The 17,782-nt window shown below is 72.2% G+C and carries 18 protein-coding genes; 13 read left to right on the forward strand and 5 right to left on the reverse strand.

Features of this window, described 5'->3' with window-relative positions; all coding sequences use genetic code 11:
- Window positions 1–5: 5 nt before the first annotated feature.
- The gene (locus K8U61_RS13995; protein WP_224123650.1) at window positions 6–248 is read left to right on the forward strand and encodes a glutaredoxin family protein; all 243 of its coding nucleotides are present in this window, start codon (window positions 6–8) and stop codon (window positions 246–248) included.
- On the opposite strand, the gene K8U61_RS14000 is transcribed toward K8U61_RS13995, so the two are convergent.
- Together K8U61_RS14000 and K8U61_RS14005 are read right to left on the reverse strand one after the other, a co-directional pair.
- The gene (locus K8U61_RS14000) at window positions 238–1,869 is read right to left on the reverse strand and encodes a methyl-accepting chemotaxis protein (RefSeq protein ID WP_224123651.1); all 1,632 of its coding nucleotides are present in this window, start codon (window positions 1,867–1,869) and stop codon (window positions 238–240) included. The two genes, K8U61_RS13995 and K8U61_RS14000, sit on opposite strands and share 11 nt — an antisense overlap.
- A 114-nt stretch (window positions 1,870–1,983) precedes the next feature.
- Window positions 1,984–3,618: a methyl-accepting chemotaxis protein gene (locus K8U61_RS14005; RefSeq protein ID WP_224123652.1), complete on the reverse strand. Its 1,635-nt coding sequence runs from the start codon at window positions 3,616–3,618 to the stop codon at window positions 1,984–1,986.
- A gap of 256 nt (window positions 3,619–3,874) precedes the next feature.
- On the opposite strand from K8U61_RS14005, the gene K8U61_RS14010 reads away from it, so the two are divergent.
- From K8U61_RS14010 to hemB, 5 genes are read left to right on the forward strand one after another with little or no spacing between them, the layout of a single operon-like run.
- Window positions 3,875–4,579, forward strand: a complete 705-nt coding sequence (locus K8U61_RS14010; RefSeq protein ID WP_224123653.1) for a redox-sensing transcriptional repressor Rex — start codon at window positions 3,875–3,877, stop codon at window positions 4,577–4,579.
- On the forward strand, window positions 4,576–5,871 hold the full coding sequence (locus K8U61_RS14015) for a glutamyl-tRNA reductase (protein WP_224123654.1): 1,296 nt from the start codon (window positions 4,576–4,578) through the stop codon (window positions 5,869–5,871). Before K8U61_RS14010 ends, K8U61_RS14015 begins: the two co-directional genes overlap by 4 nt.
- Window positions 5,868–6,833, forward strand: a complete 966-nt coding sequence (gene hemC / locus K8U61_RS14020; protein ID WP_224123655.1) for a hydroxymethylbilane synthase — start codon at window positions 5,868–5,870, stop codon at window positions 6,831–6,833. The genes K8U61_RS14015 and hemC overlap by 4 nt, the downstream gene beginning before the upstream one ends.
- Window positions 6,830–8,455, forward strand: a complete 1,626-nt coding sequence (locus tag K8U61_RS14025) for a bifunctional uroporphyrinogen-III C-methyltransferase/uroporphyrinogen-III synthase (protein ID WP_224123656.1) — start codon at window positions 6,830–6,832, stop codon at window positions 8,453–8,455. Before hemC ends, K8U61_RS14025 begins: the two co-directional genes overlap by 4 nt.
- Window positions 8,456–8,462: 7 nt before the next feature.
- Window positions 8,463–9,464, forward strand: a complete 1,002-nt coding sequence (gene hemB, locus K8U61_RS14030; protein ID WP_224123657.1) for a porphobilinogen synthase — start codon at window positions 8,463–8,465, stop codon at window positions 9,462–9,464.
- Between the two features lie 112 nt (window positions 9,465–9,576).
- On the opposite strand, the gene K8U61_RS14035 is transcribed toward hemB, so the two are convergent.
- Window positions 9,577–10,764 (reverse strand): lytic murein transglycosylase, encoded by a 1,188-nt coding sequence (locus tag K8U61_RS14035; protein ID WP_224123658.1) that lies wholly within the window; start codon window positions 10,762–10,764, stop codon window positions 9,577–9,579.
- Between the two features lie 233 nt (window positions 10,765–10,997).
- Between K8U61_RS14035 and hemL the strand changes: the two genes are divergently transcribed.
- Genes hemL through ccsB form a run of 6 tightly spaced genes read left to right on the forward strand, consistent with a single transcriptional unit; the run spans window position 10,998 to window position 16,985 of the window.
- Entirely contained in the window at window positions 10,998–12,311 is a 1,314-nt protein-coding gene (hemL, locus tag K8U61_RS14040) for a glutamate-1-semialdehyde 2,1-aminomutase (protein ID WP_224123659.1), read from the forward strand.
- Between the two features lie 9 nt (window positions 12,312–12,320).
- Window positions 12,321–13,007: a histidine phosphatase family protein gene (locus K8U61_RS14045; protein WP_224123660.1), complete on the forward strand. Its 687-nt coding sequence runs from the start codon at window positions 12,321–12,323 to the stop codon at window positions 13,005–13,007.
- A gap of 13 nt (window positions 13,008–13,020) precedes the next feature.
- Window positions 13,021–13,599 carry a TlpA disulfide reductase family protein gene (locus K8U61_RS14050; RefSeq protein ID WP_224123661.1) on the forward strand — a complete coding sequence of 193 codons (579 nt, stop codon included), beginning with the start codon at window positions 13,021–13,023 and terminating at the stop codon, window positions 13,597–13,599.
- Window positions 13,592–14,353: a cytochrome c biogenesis CcdA family protein gene (locus K8U61_RS14055; protein ID WP_224123662.1), complete on the forward strand. Its 762-nt coding sequence runs from the start codon at window positions 13,592–13,594 to the stop codon at window positions 14,351–14,353. Before K8U61_RS14050 ends, K8U61_RS14055 begins: the two co-directional genes overlap by 8 nt.
- Window positions 14,350–15,975, forward strand: a complete 1,626-nt coding sequence (gene resB / locus K8U61_RS14060; RefSeq protein WP_224123663.1) for a cytochrome c biogenesis protein ResB — start codon at window positions 14,350–14,352, stop codon at window positions 15,973–15,975. Before K8U61_RS14055 ends, resB begins: the two co-directional genes overlap by 4 nt.
- The gene (ccsB, locus tag K8U61_RS14065) at window positions 15,972–16,985 is read left to right on the forward strand and encodes a c-type cytochrome biogenesis protein CcsB (protein WP_224123664.1); all 1,014 of its coding nucleotides are present in this window, start codon (window positions 15,972–15,974) and stop codon (window positions 16,983–16,985) included. Before resB ends, ccsB begins: the two co-directional genes overlap by 4 nt.
- 122 nt (window positions 16,986–17,107) lie before the next feature.
- Here ccsB and K8U61_RS14070 read toward each other — a convergent pair whose 3' ends face one another.
- Entirely contained in the window at window positions 17,108–17,389 is a 282-nt protein-coding gene (locus tag K8U61_RS14070; protein ID WP_224123665.1) for a DUF4229 domain-containing protein, read from the reverse strand.
- Between the two features lie 44 nt (window positions 17,390–17,433).
- On the opposite strand from K8U61_RS14070, the gene K8U61_RS14075 reads away from it, so the two are divergent.
- On the forward strand, window positions 17,434–17,643 hold the full coding sequence (locus K8U61_RS14075) for a hypothetical protein (RefSeq protein WP_224123666.1): 210 nt from the start codon (window positions 17,434–17,436) through the stop codon (window positions 17,641–17,643).
- A gap of 7 nt (window positions 17,644–17,650) precedes the next feature.
- On the opposite strand, the gene K8U61_RS14080 is transcribed toward K8U61_RS14075, so the two are convergent.
- A partial coding sequence (locus tag K8U61_RS14080) for an integrase core domain-containing protein (protein WP_224123671.1) occupies window positions 17,651–17,782 on the reverse strand: 132 nt, incomplete at its 5' end.

The raw sequence follows: 17,782 nt of genomic DNA on the forward strand, positions 1-17,782 counted from the left end.
GCGCGGTGCCCGACCCACGCGTCACCCTCTACTCGCGTCCCGGCTGCCACCTCTGCGACGACGCGCGGGCCGTGATCGAGCGGGTCTGCGCCGACCTCGGCGAGGAGTACGCCGAGATCTCCATCGACGGCGACCCGCAGCTGCAGGAGCGGTACGGCGAGGAGATCCCCGTGACCCTCGTCGACGGCCGTCAGCATGACTTCTGGCGCGTCGACGAGGGTCGTCTCCGTGAGGCCCTCAGACGGTGAACCGCCCGACGGAGCTGCGCAGCTCCGAGGCCATCCGCGAGACCTCGTCGACGGCCGTGCGGGTCTGAGCCAGGGCCTGGGTGGTGCCGTCGGCGGCCGCCGAGACGCCGTTGATGTTCTGCGCGATCTCGCTGGACCCCGTCGAGGCCTCCGCGACGTTGCGGGACATCTCGTTGGTGGTGGCGGTCTGCTCCTCCACCGCGGAGGCGATGGTGAGCTGGTAGTCGTTGATCGTCGTGATGATCGTCGAGATCTCGCCGATCGCGTCGACCGCGTCGCTGGTGTCGCCCTGGATCGTCTCCACGCGACGGGCGATGTCCTCGGTCGCGCGGGCGGTCTCCTGGGCGAGCTCCTTGACCTCGTTGGCGACGACGGCGAAGCCCTTGCCGGCCTCGCCGGCGCGGGCGGCCTCGATGGTCGCGTTCAGCGCGAGGAGGTTGGTCTGCTCGGCGATCGAGGTGATCGTCTTGACCACGTTGCCGATCTCCTGGCTCGACACCCCCAGCTTGGCCACCGACTCGTTGGTCGTCGTCGCCATGGTGACCGCCTGGGAGGCGACGCGGGCGGCGTCGTTGGCGGAGGTGGCGATCTCGCGGATCGAGGCACCCATCTGCTCGGCACCGGCCGCGACGATGTGCACGTTGCGGGAGACCTCGTCGGCGGCGCCGGAGACCACACCGGCCTGGACCGAGGTCTCCTCGGCGCCGGCGGCGATCTGCTGCGAGGACGCGGAGAGCTCCTCGGACGCGGCGGCGAGCGCCTCCGAGGACTCGTTCATGGCCGCCAGCAGCTCCCGCAGGTTGACGGTCGCGGTGTCCAGGCTCGCGCCCATGAGGCCGACCTCGTCGGTGGAGTCGACCCCGCTGGAGCGGGTCAGGTCACCCTCGGCCAACGCGTCGGCCACGGCCCGGACGCGCCCCACGGCGGTTGCGATGCCGCGGGCGATGAGCAGGCCCACCACGAGGACCGCGGCGGAGCCGACGAGCAGGACGAGGATCGCGAGCAGCCGCGCGCTGCGGTACGCGGACTCGGCGTCCTTCGCCGCGGTGGCAGCCTGCGCGGCCTCGGAGTCGGAGATGGCGCCCAGGACGCTGCTGATCTGCTCGGCGATGGGGGACACCTCGGAGTTGTTGACCTCGAGCCACTTGCTCAGGTCCTGGTCCTGCGCGAGCGGGCCGAGCTTGGTGTCGACGGCGTCGATGTACTCCGGGAGCAGGGTGCGGATCTGGGCCACCCGGTCGGCGTTGGCCGCAGTGACGCCGGTGGCGACGTAGTCGTCGAGCTGGTCCATGAAGGTCTGCTGCAGCCCGGTGTACTCGTCGAGCACGTCCTGACGATCCGCTCCGTCACCGACCAGCAGGATGTCGCGGGCGCTGAGGGACAGGCTCTTGCGGGTGACGGCGATCTCGCCCAGCACCTTCACCGCCTTGAGGTTGTTGTCGTAGATCTCCTGGCTCGCGTCGGCGGCCCTCGAGAGCTGCACGAGCCCGACCAGTCCCACGACGAGAGCCGCGACGACCCCGAAGACGGCCGGTGCGAGGACCTTGGTGCGGATGCGGCGGCTGCCCCACCAGCCGGACCGGGCACGGCGGCCGGATGAGGTCGGGGTGTCGTCGGACATGGGTGTGCTCCTTGGGTCGGGCATCGGATTCGGCGGGTTCGTGGGTGTCGCCCACAGGTGCCCCATCGGCCGGGACCGCGGCGGACGGAGGGATATCGCTTCGCGGTGAGTCGCTCAGACGGTGAAGCGGGACACAGAGCCCCGCAGCTCGGACGCCATCCGCGACACCTCGTCGACCGCGACCCGCGCGTGCGAGAGCGCCTCGGTCGTCGAGTCCGCGGCGCTGGAGACGCCGGCGATGTTCTGCGCGATCTCGGTCGACGACGTCGACGCATCGGTGATGTTGCGTGACATCTCGTTGGTGGTGGCGGTCTGCTCCTCCACCGCGGAGGCGATGGTCAGCTGGTAGTCGTTGATCGAGGAGATGATCCCGGAGATCTCGCTGATCGCGTCGACGGCACCGGTGGAGTCGGTCTGGATCGCCTCGACGCGGCGGGCGATGTCCTCGGTGGCGCGCGCGGTCTCCTGGGCGAGCTCCTTGACCTCGCCGGCGACCACCGCGAAGCCCTTGCCGGCCTCGCCGGCCCGGGCGGCCTCGATGGTGGCGTTCAGCGCCAGGAGGTTGGTCTGCTCGGCGATCGCGGTGATCGCCTTGACGACCGCGCCGATCTCCTCCGAGGAGGTGCCGAGGCGGGTCACGCTCTCGTTGGTCCGGTGGACCATGTCGACCGCGCGCGAGGCCACCTGGGCGGCGTCGTTGGCGGACCCGGAGATCTCGCGGATCGACGCGCTCATCTCCTCCGACCCGGCCGCGACGGTCTGCACGTTGCGCGAGACCTCGCCGGCGGCGGTGGTGACGACCCCGGCCTGGACGGCGGTCTCCTCGGCGCCGGCGGCGATCTGCGCGGACGTGGCCGAGAGCTCCTCCGCGGCGGCGGCGAGCGCGACCGCCGACTCCGCCATCACGGCGATGAGGTCGCGCAGTGCCACGGTGGCGGTGTCGAGGCTGGAGCCCATGAGGCCGACCTCGTCGAGGCTGTGGACGTCGCTGCTGCGGGTCAGGTCACCCTCGGCGAGCGCGTCCGCCACACGGCGGACCCGGCCGATGTTCCCTGCGATCCCACGGGAGACGAGGAGGCCGATGACGAGCACGGCCAGGACGCCGAGCCCGAGGACGAAGGCCGAGGCCCACCTGGCGTGCGTGTACGACGTGTGCGCGGCTTCCGCCGCCGCGGCCGCCTGCGCCTTCTCGATCGCGAGCAGCTGGTCGACCTCCGTGTTGAGCTGGTCGGCGATCGGGGCGACGTCGCTCTTCTCGACCGCGAGCCACCGGGTGAGGTCCTGGCGCTCCGCGATCGGCTCGAGCTCGGTCTCGACAGCATTGACGTACTGCTCGGTCAGCGACCGGATCTGGGTGACGTGCGCGGCCTCGGTGGCGTTGACGCCGATGGCCTCGTAGGCCGTGAGCTGCTGGTCGAGCGTGTCCTGGAGCGCGTCGTACGAGTCCTCGGTCGCCTGCTGCGCGGGCCCGTCGCCCGCCAGCAGCAGGTCGCGCGTGGTGGTCGCGAGCTGCTCGCGCGTGGTGCTGACGTTGCCGAGCACCTCGACCGCGTGGACGTTCTCGTCGAAGATCGTCTGGCTCCGGCCGGCGGTGTTGGCGAGCTCGGTGATGCCGAAGACGCCGACGACGAGGGCCGCGAGGACGCCCAGGCAGGCCGGGACGAAGACCTTGGTCCGGATGGGCCGGTTCGCCCACCACGACCTGAGCGCGGACGGGCGGGGGGCGGGCGAGCTGGACGCGCGTGCCATGGGGACGACTCCTCGATAGTCGGACAAGGGGCCCCATCGGCAGGCTCGGGCCGGACCGGAGCCGTCCGTGCACAAATGCCGGCGCAGGCCCGCTCCGGGACCCCCGTGGGCGTGGGCCATGTCACATGTGCTAGCCCACGCCACCCCTGGCGCCGTCCTCCGTTTTGTTCTCCCGTTCACAAACTCCTACAGTGATCGGGCCGCCGGGCTTCGCCGCCCGACGACGGCCCAGACAGTCGGCCCCGCAGCCTCTGGCATGGAGAAGACAAGAGCAGTGACCGCACGGACCTCATCCGAGAGCACTCGGGACATCCCCGAGGCCACCGTCGCGCGGCTCCCCGTCTACCTGCGGGCCCTCACGACGCTGGCCGACCAGGGCACCGGCACCTGCTCGAGCGAGGAGCTCGCGGTCGCCGCCGGCGTCAACAGCGCCAAGCTCCGCAAGGACCTCTCCTACCTCGGCAGCTACGGCACGCGCGGCGTCGGGTACGACGTGGACTACCTGCGCTACCAGATCGCCCGCGAGATCGGCGTGACCCAGGACTGGCCGGTCGTGATCGTGGGCATCGGCAACCTCGGACAGGCGCTGGCCAACTACTCCGGCTTCCGCAGCCGCGGCTTCCGGGTCGTCGCGCTGCTCGACGCCGACCCCGCCCGCCACGACGAGGTCGTCGCCGGCATCGACGTACGCCCCTTCGACGACCTCGAGCAGATCGTCCGCGACCACGACGTCGCGATCGGCGTCATCGCGACCCCCGCCGTCGCCGCCCAGGACGTCGCCGACCGGATGGTCGCGTGCGGGATCACCAGCATCCTCAACTTCGCGCCGAGCGTGCTCGCGGTGCCCGAGCAGGTCGACGTCCGCAAGGTCGACCTCTCGATCGAGCTGCAGATCCTCGCCTACCACGAGCAGCGCAAGACCCAGCACGCCGCCGACCCGGTCGAGGGGGCGAGCGCATGAGCGTCCTGGTGGTCGGCATGTCCCACAAGTCCGCGCCGGTCTCGCTGCTCGAGCGGGTCGCGCTCGACCGCGACGGCGTGCACAAGCTCATCGACGACGTCGCCGCGTGCGAGCACGTCACCGAGGCGACCGTGATCGCGACCTGCAATCGGCTCGAGATCTACGCCGACGTCGACCGCTTCCACGGCAGCGTCGAGGAGGTCTCCCGGCTGCTGGTGGACCGTGCCGGCGAGTCCACCGAGGCGATGCTGCCGCACCTCTACGTCCACTACGACGACGGCGCGGTCTCCCACCTCTTCCAGGTGGTCGCCGGGCTCGACTCGATGGCGATCGGCGAGGGCCAGATCCTCGGCCAGACCCGCGACGCCCTCAGCAACGGCCAGGAGATCGGCACGGTCGGCCCGGCCCTCAACGTCCTCTTCCAGCAGGCGCTCCGGGTCGGCAAGCGGGCCCGCGCCGAGACGGGCATCGACCGGGCCGCTCCGTCGCTGGTCACCGCCGCCCTCGACCGCAGCCACGCGGCCGTCGGCGACCTGACCGGCAAGCGCGTCCTCGTGCTCGGCGCCGGCGCGATGGCCGGGCTGGCGACCGCCACCGTCGCCCGCCGCGGCGCCGCGGCCGTCGCCGTCGCCAACCGCACCGCCGGCAACGCCGACCGGCTCGCCGACGAGTACGGCGTCCGCGCCGCCTCGCTCGCCGACCTCGAGGCCGAGCTCGCGATCGCCGACGTCGTCGTCTCCTGCACCGGCGCCACCGGCATCGTCGTCGGCCGCGACCAGGTCGCCGACGCCGTCGCGGGCGGCCGGGAGATGTCGATCATCGACCTGGCGCTGCCGCACGACGTCGACCCGGCCGTGGCCGACCTGCCCGGCGTCACCCTCATCAACCTCGCCGAGCTCGCCGAGGAGCTGCGCTCCTCCGAGGCCGGCCAGGAGGTCGCCGCGGTCCGCGCGATCGTCACCCAGGAGGTGGCGGCGTTCCTCACCGCCCGCCGCCAGGCCAGCGTCACCCCCACCGTCGTGGCGCTGCGCTCGATGGCCACCGCCGTCGTCGACGCCGAGATGGAGCGCCTCTCGGGGCGGCTCCCCAACCTCGACGAGACCGCGCGGGCAGAGGTGCTGCACACCGTCCGCCGGGTGGCCGACAAGCTGCTCCACCAGCCGACCGTCCGGGTCCGCGAGCTGGCCAACGAGACCGGCGCCGTGTCCTACGCCGCCGCGCTCGCCGAGCTCTTCGCCCTCGACCCCGAGGCCGTCGACGCCGTGACCAGGCCGGAGGGACTCGTCGAATGACCTCCGCGACCATCCGCATCGGCACCCGCGCCTCGCTGCTCGCGACCACCCAGTCGCGACACGTCGCCGACCTGCTCCGGGAGCGCCTCGGCCGGGAGGTCGAGCTGGTCGAGATCAGCACCGACGGCGACCGCAGCCAGGCCGCCGGCACCCCGCTGGCCGGCTCCAGTAACACCGGCGTGTTCGTCAGCGCGCTGCGCGACGCGCTCCTCGACGGCCGCGTCGACGTGGCCGTGCACTCGCTCAAGGACCTCCCGACCTATCCGGCCGAGGGGATCGCGCTGGTCGCCGTACCCGGTCGCGAGGACCCGCGCGACGTCGTCGTCGCGCGCGACGGGCTGACCCTCGGCGAGCTGCCGGTCGGCAGCCGGGTCGGCACCGGCTCGCCCCGGCGGGCCGCGCAGCTGCACGCGCTCGGCCTCGGTTTGGAGGTCGTCGGCGTTCGTGGCAACGTCGACACCCGGATCGCCAAGGTGACCTCGGGGGAGTACGACGCCGTCGTGCTCGCCCGCGCCGGGCTGGCCCGCATCGGCCGGCTCGACGACGCCACCGAGGTGCTCGACCCGCTGCAGATGCTTCCCGCCCCCGGGCAGGGAGCGCTGGCGGTCGAGTGCCGGGCCGGGTCCGACCTGGCCACGGAGATCTCCGCCGCGATCGACGACCCGCGGGCTCGGGCCGCGGTCGCCGCCGAGCGGGCGGTGCTGGCCACCCTCGAGGGTGGCTGCTCGGCCCCCATCGGCGCCCTCGCCGAGGTGGTCGAGGGGGAGGACGAGGAAGAGCTCTGGGTGCGAGCGGTGGCGCTCTCACCCGACGGGGCACTGGCGGTGCGGATGTCCGCGACCGGTGCCCCCGCCGACGCCGAGGGCGTCGGCACCCGGTTGGCGGAGGAGATGCTCGCCGACGGGGCCGGACGACTGGCGCACGACCTGATCTCATCAGTAGACAAGAGGCAGAACGCATGACCCGAGGCAAGACCACCGAGCAGAGCCAGCCCCGTGGCTGGGTGTCGTTCGTCGGCAGCGGTCCCGGTGACCCCGGACTGCTCACCGTGCGCGCCGTCGAGCTCCTCAAGCGGGCCGACGTCGTGGTCACCGAGCTGCCGGACCACGCCGAGCTGGTGCGTGTCGTCCGCGGCGCCACCGAGGGCGGGCCTGAGCTCGTCGACGGCGGCTTCGGCGAGGACGGCCAGCCGCTGACCCACGCCGCCCGCGCGAAGGTCGTCGTCAAGCAGGCCAAGCGCGGCCTGCGCGTCGTCCGCCTGATGTCGGGCGACCCCTTCCTCTACGCCTCCGGTCCCGAGGAGGCCCAGGCCTGCGTCAAGGCAGGGCTCGCCTTCGAGATCGTCCCGGGCGTCTCGTCGGTCAACGCGGTCCCGGCGTACGCCGGCATCCCGCTGACCACCAAGGACAACCGCGAGGTCGCCGTCGTGACCTGCGGCGACAAGGTCGACTGGACCCAGTACTCCGACGCCCGCACCCTCGTGCTGCTCTCCGCCGTCGGCCAGATCGGCGAGGTCAGCAAGGCGCTGGTCGCCGCCGGCCGCTCGCCGGAGACGCCGGTCGCGATGACCCGCGTCGGCACCACCACCGAGCAGGCGACGGTCACCTCCACCCTGGCCGGCATCGCCGCCGACGCCCGCGCCGCCCGGATGGCGCCGCCGGCCGTGACCGTGGTCGGCGACGTGGTCGGCATGCGCGACGCGCTGTCGTGGTTCGAGACCAAGCCGCTCTTCGGCTGGCGGGTCCTGGTGCCGCGCACCAAGGAGCAGGCCGCGTCGCTCTCGGAGAGGCTCCGCGGCTACGGCGCCGTGCCGGACGAGGTCCCCACGATCTCCGTCGAGCCGCCGCGCAACCCGCAGCAGATGGACAAGGCCGTCCGCGGCCTGGTCGAGGGCAGCTACGAGTGGATCGCCTTCACCTCGGTCAACGCCGTCAAGGCGGTCCGGGAGAAGTTCGAGGAGTACGGCCTCGACGCCCGCGCCTTCTCGGGTCTCAAGATCGCCGCCGTCGGTGACAAGACCGCCCAGGCGATCGCCGACTGGGGCCTGCGCGCCGACCTCGTCCCGTCGGGCGAGCAGTCCGCCGCCGGCCTGCTCGAGGACTGGCCGGAGTACGACGAGCTCCTCGACCCGATCAACCGGGTCTTCCTGCCCCGCGCGGACATCGCGACCGAGAACCTCGTCGCCGGCCTGATCGACCTCGGCTGGGAGTGCGACGACGTCACGGCCTACCGCACCGTCCGGGCCGCGCCGCCGCCGCCGGAGACCCGCGAGGCGATCAAGACCGGCAAGTTCGACGCCGTCGTCTTCACGTCGTCCTCGACGGTGCGCAACCTGGTCGGCATCGCCGGCAAGCCGCACCCGTCCACGGTGATCGCGGTGATCGGCCCGGCCACGGCGAAGACCGCCGAGGAGCACGGCCTGCGGGTCGACGTCCTCTCGCCGACGCCGGACATCGAGGTGCTGGTCGACGCGCTCGCCGACTTCGGCGCCGCCCGCCGGATCGCGATGGTGGAGGCCGGCCAGCCGGTCACCAAGCCCTCGGACCGCAAGCCGTCGTCCCGCCGCCGCGCCAAGGCGGAGTGACGGGCTCGTGAGCGAGCAGCCCGTCGCCCCGGTGACCGGACCGACCGTCCGGCCGCGTCGGCTGCGCACCACCCCGGCCCTGCGCCGGCTGGTGGCGGAGACCGCGGTCGAGCCGCGGCAGCTGGTGCTGCCGCTGTTCGTCCGCGAGGGGATCGACGAGCCGCGCCCGATCGGCTCGATGCCGGGCGTCGTCCAGCACAGCCGCGACACGCTGCGCAAGGCGGTCGCGGAGGCGGCCGACCTCGGCCTCGGAGGGGTGATGCTCTTCGGCATCCCCGAGGAGAAGGACTCGGTCGGCTCGGGCGCGATCGACCCGGCCGGCATCCTCAACCTCGCGATCTCCGACGTGGTCGCCGAGGTCGGGGACGCGCTCACGGTGATGAGCGACCTGTGCCTCGACGAGTTCACCGACCACGGCCACTGCGGGGTGCTCACCCCCGACGGGCGGGTCGACAACGACCGCACCCTCGAGGTCTACGCCGAGATGGCCCGCGCCCAGGCGCACGCCGGCGTCGACATGGTCGGACCCAGCGGCATGATGGACGGCCAGGTCGCGGTGATCCGCGCGGCCCTCGACGCCTCCGAGCACACCGACGTGTCGATCCTCGCCTACTCCGCGAAGTACGCCTCGGCGTTCTTCGGGCCCTTCCGCGAAGCCGTCGACTCCTCGCTCCAGGGCGACCGCCGGACCTACCAGCAGGACTCCGCCAACGCCCGCGAGGGCGTCCGCGAGGCGCTGCTCGACGTCGCCGAGGGCGCCGACATCGTGATGGTCAAGCCCGCCCTCGCCTACCTCGACGTGGTCCGCCAGGTCCGCGACGCCGTCGACGTCCCGGTCGCGGCCTACAACATCTCCGGCGAGTACTCCATGGTCGAGGCCGCCGCCGCCCACGGCTGGATCGACCGCGAGGCCGCGATCCTCGAGACGCTCACCTCGATCCGGCGCGCCGGCGCCGACATCGTGCTGACCTACTGGGCGGCCGAGGCCGCCCGGCTCCTGCGGCGCTGATCCCGCGCGGTGCAGCATTCACCGGTGCACCGGTGAATGCTGCGCTTCTCGGCCGTTGCGAAGCCTGAGACGTGACGGGGTCGCCTGAGAAGTCCGGACTTCGCGGCCCGGCCTAGCCCTTCGGGTGCATGTAGTCGTAGACGCACTGGTCGAACGGGTCGTCGCTGCGCAGGATGTTGTCGATGTAGCCGTCGAGCGTGCACTGGGCGATCGCCTGCACGCGGGAGAGGGCCTCGTCGACCGGCGTGATCGACGTCGACGGCAGTGTCGGCAGGGTGACGCTCGGCAGCGGGAGCTTGGGGCCGTCGGTCTGGCCCTGGCTGGGGGCCTGGGTCGGGTCGGCGGTCGGCTGGCTCGAGGGCTGGTCGCTCGGCTGGTCGGTCGAGCCGCTGCTCGCGTCGGTGCTGCCCGGGTGGTGCTGGCCGCCGTGCTGGGTGCCGTGGGCGTGCTCGGTGCCGGCCGAGTCGGGCGCGGGCACGAGGTAGCCGGCCGACGTGGTGCCGTTGGGCACGGAGGTGAACTCGCCGTCGAGGTAGGCGTTCATGATCGAGAGCACGAGGTCGACGTACGACGCGCTGTGGTTGTAGCGGTAGACGGCCGCGCGCTGACCCTGGGGCGAGGAGAGGTCGTCGTCGCCCGAGCAGAGGTAGACGGCGGTCGCGAGCGCCGCGTCGTTGATGTCCTGAGGGTCGCGCTGGCCGTCGCCGTCGGCGTCCACGCCGACCACCGACCAGGTGGACGGGATGAACTGCATCGGGCCGACCGCACGGTCCCAGACCGCGTCCGCGTCGTACTGCCCCGCGTCGGTGTCGGAGATCTTGGAGGTGCCGTGCTTGCCGTCGAGGGCCGGGCCGAAGATGCCCGGCCGGGCGACGCCCTTGGCGTCGAGGCTGTTGCCGTTGGCGCGACCGTGGTCGGACTCGACGCGGCCGATCGCGGCGACCAGCTGCCACGGCAGGTGGCAGCCCTTGTCGGCGGAGTTGATGACGGTCTCGGCCCGCTGGTAGGCGGCGAGCGCCGCGGCCGGGATGCCGGAGGTGGAGGCCGTGGCGACCATGGAGCCGGCGTGGGCGGGGGTGTCGTCGGGCGAGATGCCGCCGGCCGACGACACGCTCGCCGGGGCCTCGATCGCCTGGGACGGGACGGTGCTGCCGTCGGGGAGCGTGGGGGTGGTGGTGGCGTCGGCCAGCGCGGTGCCGGACCCGGTGCCGGCGATCGTCGCCGTCCAGGCCACCGAGAGGACCGCCAGCGGCACCAGGGCGATGGCCTTCTGGCCGCGCCCGAATCGCGCTCTGGACATGTCGTGTGTTCCCCCTGCTCCCTCGTCCACGGGCGTCCCTCACGCCCCGCATGTGACCCGACCAACGAGTAACGATCGCCACAGTTACGGCTGGTCCCGTCGGCTCGGGCCGGGTCGTCTCTCGTGGGACGACCATTCCCGCAGGTCATGACGGTGAAACGCGTTGCTGTGGAGCGCCCATGAGGGGGTGCCCCGACTTCGCCCGGGTTGGGCCGCTCAGCGACAATGGGCCGGTGCCCCGCCCCACCGCCGCCAGCTCCGCCCTCTTCGAGAGAGCCCGGTCGGTGACCCCCGGAGGGGTCAACTCCCCGGTGCGCGCCTTCAACGCCGTCGGCGGGACGCCCCGCTTCATCCGCTCGGCGGCCGGTGCCTGGCTCACCGACGTCGACGGCAACGAGTACGTCGACCTCATCTGCTCGTGGGGCCCGATGCTGCTCGGCCACGCCCACCCCGAGGTGCAGGCGCAGGTCGCGGCCGCGGTCGCCCGTGGCACGTCGTACGGCGCCCCCACCGAGCCGGAGGTCGAGCTCGCCGAGGAGATCGTCGCCCGCGCGCCGGTCGAGAAGGTCCGCTTCGTCTCCTCCGGCACCGAGGCCACCATGTCGGCGATCCGGCTGGCGCGCGGCTTCACCGGCCGCGACGTCGTCGTGAAGTTCGCCGGCTGCTACCACGGTCACGTCGACGCGCTGCTCGCCTCCGCCGGCTCCGGCCTCGCGACCTTCGCGGTCCCCGGCACCCCCGGCGTCCCCGCCTCGTCGACCGAGCTCACGCTCGTGCTGCCCTACAACGACCGGGCCGCGGTGGAGAAGGTCTTCGCGGAGTACCCCGACCGGATCGCCTGCCTGATCACCGAGGCCTCGCCCGGCAACATGGGCGTCGTCCCGCCGGAGGCGGGATTCAACGCCTTCCTCGCCGAGACCTGCCGCGCCCACGGCGCGCTCTTCGTCAGCGACGAGGTGATGACCGGCTTCCGGGTGAGCAGGCAGGGTCAGTGGGGACTCGACGGCGCCGTCGAGGGCTGGCGTCCCGACCTGGTCACCTTCGGCAAGGTGATGGGCGGCGGCTTCCCGGCCGCGGCCTTCGGCGGTCGCGCCGACGTGATGGCCCGGCTCGCGCCTGAGGGCCCGGTCTACCAGGCCGGCACGCTGTCCGGTAACCCGATCGCCACCACCGCCGGCCTCGCCACCCTGCGGCTGGCGACCGACGAGGTCTACGCCCACATCGGGGCCGCGGCCGAGACCGTCAAGAGCGCCGCGTCCGACGCACTCCGCCAGGCCGGCGTCGCCCACGTCGTCCAGGCCACCGGCACGATGTTCTCGGTCTTCTTCACCGCCTCCGGCCGGGTGCGCGACTTCGACGACGCGTTGACGACCGACGCGTCGGCGTACGCCGCCTTCTTCCACGCCATGCTCGACGCCGGGGTCTACCTCCCGCCGTCGGCGTACGAGGCGTGGTTCCTGTCCTCCGCCCACGACGACCGCGCCGTGCAGACCGTGCTCGACGCGCTCCCGGCGGCGGCCCGCGCGGCCGCTGCCGCCCAGGCCTAGGAGAGCCCGGTGACGTCCCAGACCCCCGACACGATCGTCCACCTGCTCCGGCACGGCGAGGTGCACAACCCCGAGGGCGTCCTCTATGGCCGCCGCGACGGCTTCCACCTCTCCGAGCTCGGCCAGCGGATGGCGCAGCGGGTCGCCGACACGATCGGCGACCGCGACATCACCCACCTCCGGGTCTCGCCGCTCGAGCGGGCCCAGGAGACCGCCCGGCCGCTGGCCGAGGCGCGTGGCCTGGAGATCGTCACCGACGAGCGGGTCATCGAGTCCGCCAACAAGCTCGAGGGCCTCAGCTTCAGCCAGGGAGCCTGGTCGATCGTGAAGCGGCCGCGCATCTGGCGGCACTTCTACAACCCGGCCCGTCCGTCGTGGGGAGAGCCGCACCGCGAGATCGCGGCCCGGATGATGGCCGCCGTCGAGGACGCCCGCGTCGCTGCGCAGGGCCACGAGGCCGTGATCGTCTCCCACCAGCTGCCGATCTGGACGACCCGGCTGCACGTCGAGAAGCGCCGCGGCCCGCTCGACCCGCGCAAGCGGCAGTGCACGCTCTGCTCGCTCACGTCCTTCCACTTCGTCGGCGACCGGATCACCCAGGTCAGCTACTCCGAGCCGGCCGGTGACCTGATCCCGCTGAAGGACAAGAAGGCGCCGTTCTCGGCCGGCGGCGCCGCCGAGGAGCGCAGGCCCTGACATGTGGACCCCCGTGATTCGACGTGGCGTGGGTGCGGCGCTGGTCGGCGTCCTGGCGCTCGGCGGTGCCGGCTGCACGTCCCTGCAGGGCTCGGGCGACAAGGGATACGTGAGCGGTGACGGCTCGCTGACGCTGGTCGCGCGACCCGAGCGGGCCGACCCGATCGTGCTCAGCGGGGAGGACCTCGACGGCAAGGAGCTCGACCTCGCCGACTTCCGCGGCAAGCCCGTGGTGGTCCCGGTCTGGGGCTCGTGGTGCGGCCCGTGCAACGGCGAGGCGCCCGACCTGGTCGCGGCCGCGAAGGAGCTGGGCGACGAGGCCACCTTCGTCGGCATCAACGTGCGCGACGGGTCCGCCGCCCAGGCGCGCAGCTTCGTGAAGTCGTACGACGTCCCCTACCGGTCCTTCTACTCGCCCGACAGCAAGGCGCTGCTCGCCTTCACCGGCACCCTGACCACGACCTCGACCCCGGCGACCGTCGTCCTCGACGCCGACGGCCGGGTCGCCGCGAGCGTGCTCGGCACGATCCCCTCGACCCAGACCCTGGTCGACGTCGTCCGCGACGTCGAGAAGGAGTCGGCGGATGGGTGACTGGTTCAAGGAGACCGCCCTGTCGGGCTCCCTGGTCCTGGCGATACCGGTGGCGGTGATCGCGGGCCTGGTCTCCTTCTTCTCCCCGTGCGTGCTGCCGCTGCTGCCCGGCTACCTCTCCTACGCCACCGGCATCTCCGGCGCCGACCTCGCCGAGGGCCGGCTCTCGGGCAAGCGGAGCCGGATGCTGCTCGGCTCGGTCCTCTTCGTGCTCGGCTTCGCGGTCGTCTTCGTCATCATCGGCAGCCTCAGCGGCGCCGTCGGCGCCTGGCTGATCGAGTGGCAGCGCCAGCTCGCGATCGTGCTCGGTATCGTCACCATCGTGCTGGGCCTGGCCTTCGCCGGCTGGCTGCCCTTCCTCCAGCGCGACTGGCGGATCCACCAGGTGCCCGCCGTCGGCCTCGCGGCCGCGCCGGTCCTCGGCTTCCTCTTCGGGGTCGGCTGGACGCCCTGCCTCGGGCCCACCCTCGCCGCGATCACCACCCTGTCGCTCAACGAGGGCACCGCCGCCCGCGGCGCCTTCCTGGCCGCGCTCTACGCCGCCGGTCTCGGCATCCCCTTCATCCTCGCCGGCGTCGCCTACGAGCGGCTGCTCGGCGCCTTCGCGTTCGTCCGCCGCCACCAGGTCGCGGTGATGCGGATCGGTGGCCTGATGCTGGTCGGCGTGGGAGTCCTGCTGCTCACGGGCTGGTGGGCCGAGGCGGTCACCTGGCTCCAGGTGCGCCTCGTCAACGGATCCGAGGTGTCCGTATGACCACCCCACCGGACCACTCGCTTCGCTCGCGCTCCGGCGGGGACCCCGGGGGAACGGCCCTCAGCACCCGCCCGCCCGAGGACGACCGACGGCCCGGCGAGCTCACCCTCCGCGAGCTGCTCCGCTGGGTGTGGCGCCAGCTCACCTCGATGCGCACGGCCCTGATCCTGCTGCTGCTGCTCGCGCTCGCGGCGATCCCGGGCTCGGTCATCCCGCAGGAGGGCGTCGACGCCCTCAAGACCTCCAACTGGCAGACCGCGCACCCGAAGCTGACCCCGATCTACGACAAGCTCGGCCTCTTCTCGGTCTACGACTCGGTGTGGTTCTCGGCGATCTACATCCTGCTGATGATCTCGCTGGTCGGCTGCATCCTGCCCCGCACCTTCGTCTACTGGCGCGGCATGCGGGCCAAGCCCCCGGCCGCGCCCCGCAACCTCAGCCGGCTGCCCGAGCACGCGTTGTACTCCACCAGCGACGGCGCCGACGCGGTCCTCGAGCGGGCGCAGCAGACCCTGCGCCGGCAGCGCTACCGGATCTCGGTCCAGGACGGCGCGATCTCCGCCGAGCGCGGCTACCTGCGCGAGGCCGGCAACCTGCTCTTCCACCTCTCGGTCCTCGTCGTGCTCGTCGGCTTCGGGCTGGGCAGCCTCTACGGCTACAAGGGCGGCGTGATCGTGGTCAAGGACAACGGCTTCTCCAACACGGTCTCGCAGTACGACGACTTCGACCCCGGCAGCCTCTTCTCCGCCGACGACATGGAGCCCTTCTACTTCAAGGTCGACGACTTCACCGCCGACTGGCTCACCGACGGACCGCGGGCCGGCATGGCGCGCGGCTTCGACGCCTCGCTGACCTACCAGGAGAGCCTCAGCGACCCGGAGAAGTCCTACGACCTCAAGGTCAACCACCCGCTGAGCATCGGCAACACCGACGTCTTCCTCATCGGCCACGGCTACGCCCCGATCATCACCGTCAAGGACGGCAACGGCGACGAGGTCTACAGCGGCCCGACGGTCTTCCTGCCCATCAACGACACCTTCCAGTCGATCGGGGTCGTGAAGGCCGCGACCGCGGAGCCGACCCAGATCGGGCTCGAGGGCGAGTTCTACCCGACGGTGTCGTTCTCGAAGCAGACCGGCAGCTACTACTCGCTCTTCGGCAAGCCGGTCGACCCGATGATCTCGATGCTCGTCTACACCGGCGACCTGCACATGAAGGACGGCACGCCGCAGTCGATCTACTCGCTCGACAAGTCGGACACGACGATGTTGACGAAGAAGAACGGCGCGCCGTACCGCCTCGACCTGCGGCCGGGGCAGAGCGTCAAGCTGCCCAACGGGCTCGGCACCGTCAGCTTCGACGGGCTGCAGCCGTGGGTGAAGATCCAGATCAGCCAGACCCCCGGCAAGTGGATCGCCCTGTCCGGCGTCGTGGCGGCGCTGATCGGCCTGCTGGGCTCCCTCTTCATCCGGCCGCGCCGGATCTGGGTTCGCGCCCGTGAGGAGGAGGGCGGCACACTGGTCGAGGTGGCCGCGCTCGACCGGTCCGGCGGGGGAGACCTCACCGGCCTCGTGGGAGACCTCGTGGCCTCCCTGCAACGCACTGGGAAGGACGAGACGTGACCGACGTTCAGTGGGAGAGCCTGAGCAACTGGGCGGTGGCCGCCGCCGGGACGGTCTACTTCCTGGCGCTGCTGACGCACCTGGCCGAGTGGGCCTCGCTGCGCAAGGTGCCGGTCGCCGCCGGCGCCGCCGCGCGCGACTCCGTCGACATCCCGGGCGGCGTCGCGGTCGCGACCGGACCCGAGGGGACGGCGGACGACGGCGGCGCGCAACGAGCGGCGTTCTTCGGCCGACTCGGCTACCTGCTCACCTGCCTGGCGGTCGCGGTGCACTTCGTCTCGCTCGTCGGGCGCGGCATGGCCGCGGACCCCAACCGGGTGCCGTGGGGCAACATGTACGAGTTCACGCTCTCCGGCACGTTCGTGGTCGCGTTCCTCTACGTGGCGCTCTACCGGAAGTTCCGCCTCGCGTGGATGGCGCCGATCGTCCTCGCCTTCGTCCTGACCGTGCTGATGGTCGCAGTGCTCTGGCTCTACGCGCCGGTCGCGCCGCTGACCGAGGCGCTCTCGTCGTACTGGCTCGTGATCCACGTGGTGTCCGCGATCATCTCGGTCGGCGCCTTCACCCTCGGCGGCATCACCTCGGCGCTCTACCTGGTCAAGTCGCGCTCGGTGACGAAGGGCGGCGGGACGACGTCGGGCTACGTCGCCCGGCTGCCCGAGCTCGCGGTGCTCGACCGGGTGTCCTACCGGCTGCACGCCTTCGGCTTCCCGGTGTGGACCTTCGCGGTGCTCATCACCGGCCCGATCTGGGCGCACCAGGCCTGGTCGTCGTACTGGAACTGGGACCCGAAGGAGGTCTGGGCGTTCATCACCTGGGTCGTCTACGCGGCCTACCTGCACGCCCGGACGACCGCCGGGTGGAAGGGCCGCAACGCGGCCATCCTCGCCCTGGTCGGCACCTTCACCCTGTGGTTCAACTTCATCGGGATCAACTACTTCTCGACGACGTCGCAGCACTCGTACGCCGGCGCGCCCGAGGTGCACGGGACTGTGCAGGCGGGCGACTGACGCTCGCGGCGGGTTTCCCCGGCTGCCCGGGGAAACCCGCCGGGCACGCCGTGCGGCACCGGCGTGTCGGGCGGGTTTCGGCTGACGACCCCGCGCTGGCGGGCGTCGGAGGGGTCCGTCGGTCAGGCGTCGCGCCGAGCCTCGTCCTCGGCGTCCTCCTTGGCGCGCATCTCCTCGATCTTCGAGGTCATCGCCTCGGCGCGGGTCTGCACCCGGCGGGCCAGCGCCTCGCGGGGGCCGTTGAGGAGGAAGTAGGAGCCGAGGCCGCTCATCACGAACGCGATGACGACGGCCCACAGCAGCGGCACCCGGCCGGCGATCAGGAACCACACCCCGACCACGATGCCCAGCGAGGCGAAGAACAGCACGACCCGCAGCAGGGTGTAGATCCAGAACTCCTTCACGGGTCCAGGGTAGGTCGTGACCAGGAGGGTCCTACGATCGAGGTGTGCTGAAGTTCCTGCTCGTCGTGATCCTCGTCGCGATCGCGGTCTACCTCGCCACCCGGGCGATCCAGAACCGCGGCATCACGCCGGCGCCGCGACGGACCCAGCGCCGCCCCCAGCAGCCGCCGCGGGTGATGGGTCCCGACGACGACCCGGACTTCCTCCGCGACCTCGACCGCAAGCGACGGCACCCGGAGGATCCGGAGTCCTGAGCGGCGCCTAGGTGTAGTTCCCCGTGACGTTGTGAACGCGGTCGGCGGGAGTGAGGCCTCCGATGCCGGTATGGGGTCGGTGGTGATTGTAGAAGTGGAGCCAGGCGGCGTAGGTCGCTGCGCGGGCCTCGTCGGAGAG

This window comes from Nocardioides mangrovi, assembly GCF_020073815.1.
Taxonomy (GTDB): Bacteria; Actinomycetota; Actinomycetes; order Propionibacteriales; family Nocardioidaceae; genus Nocardioides; species Nocardioides mangrovi.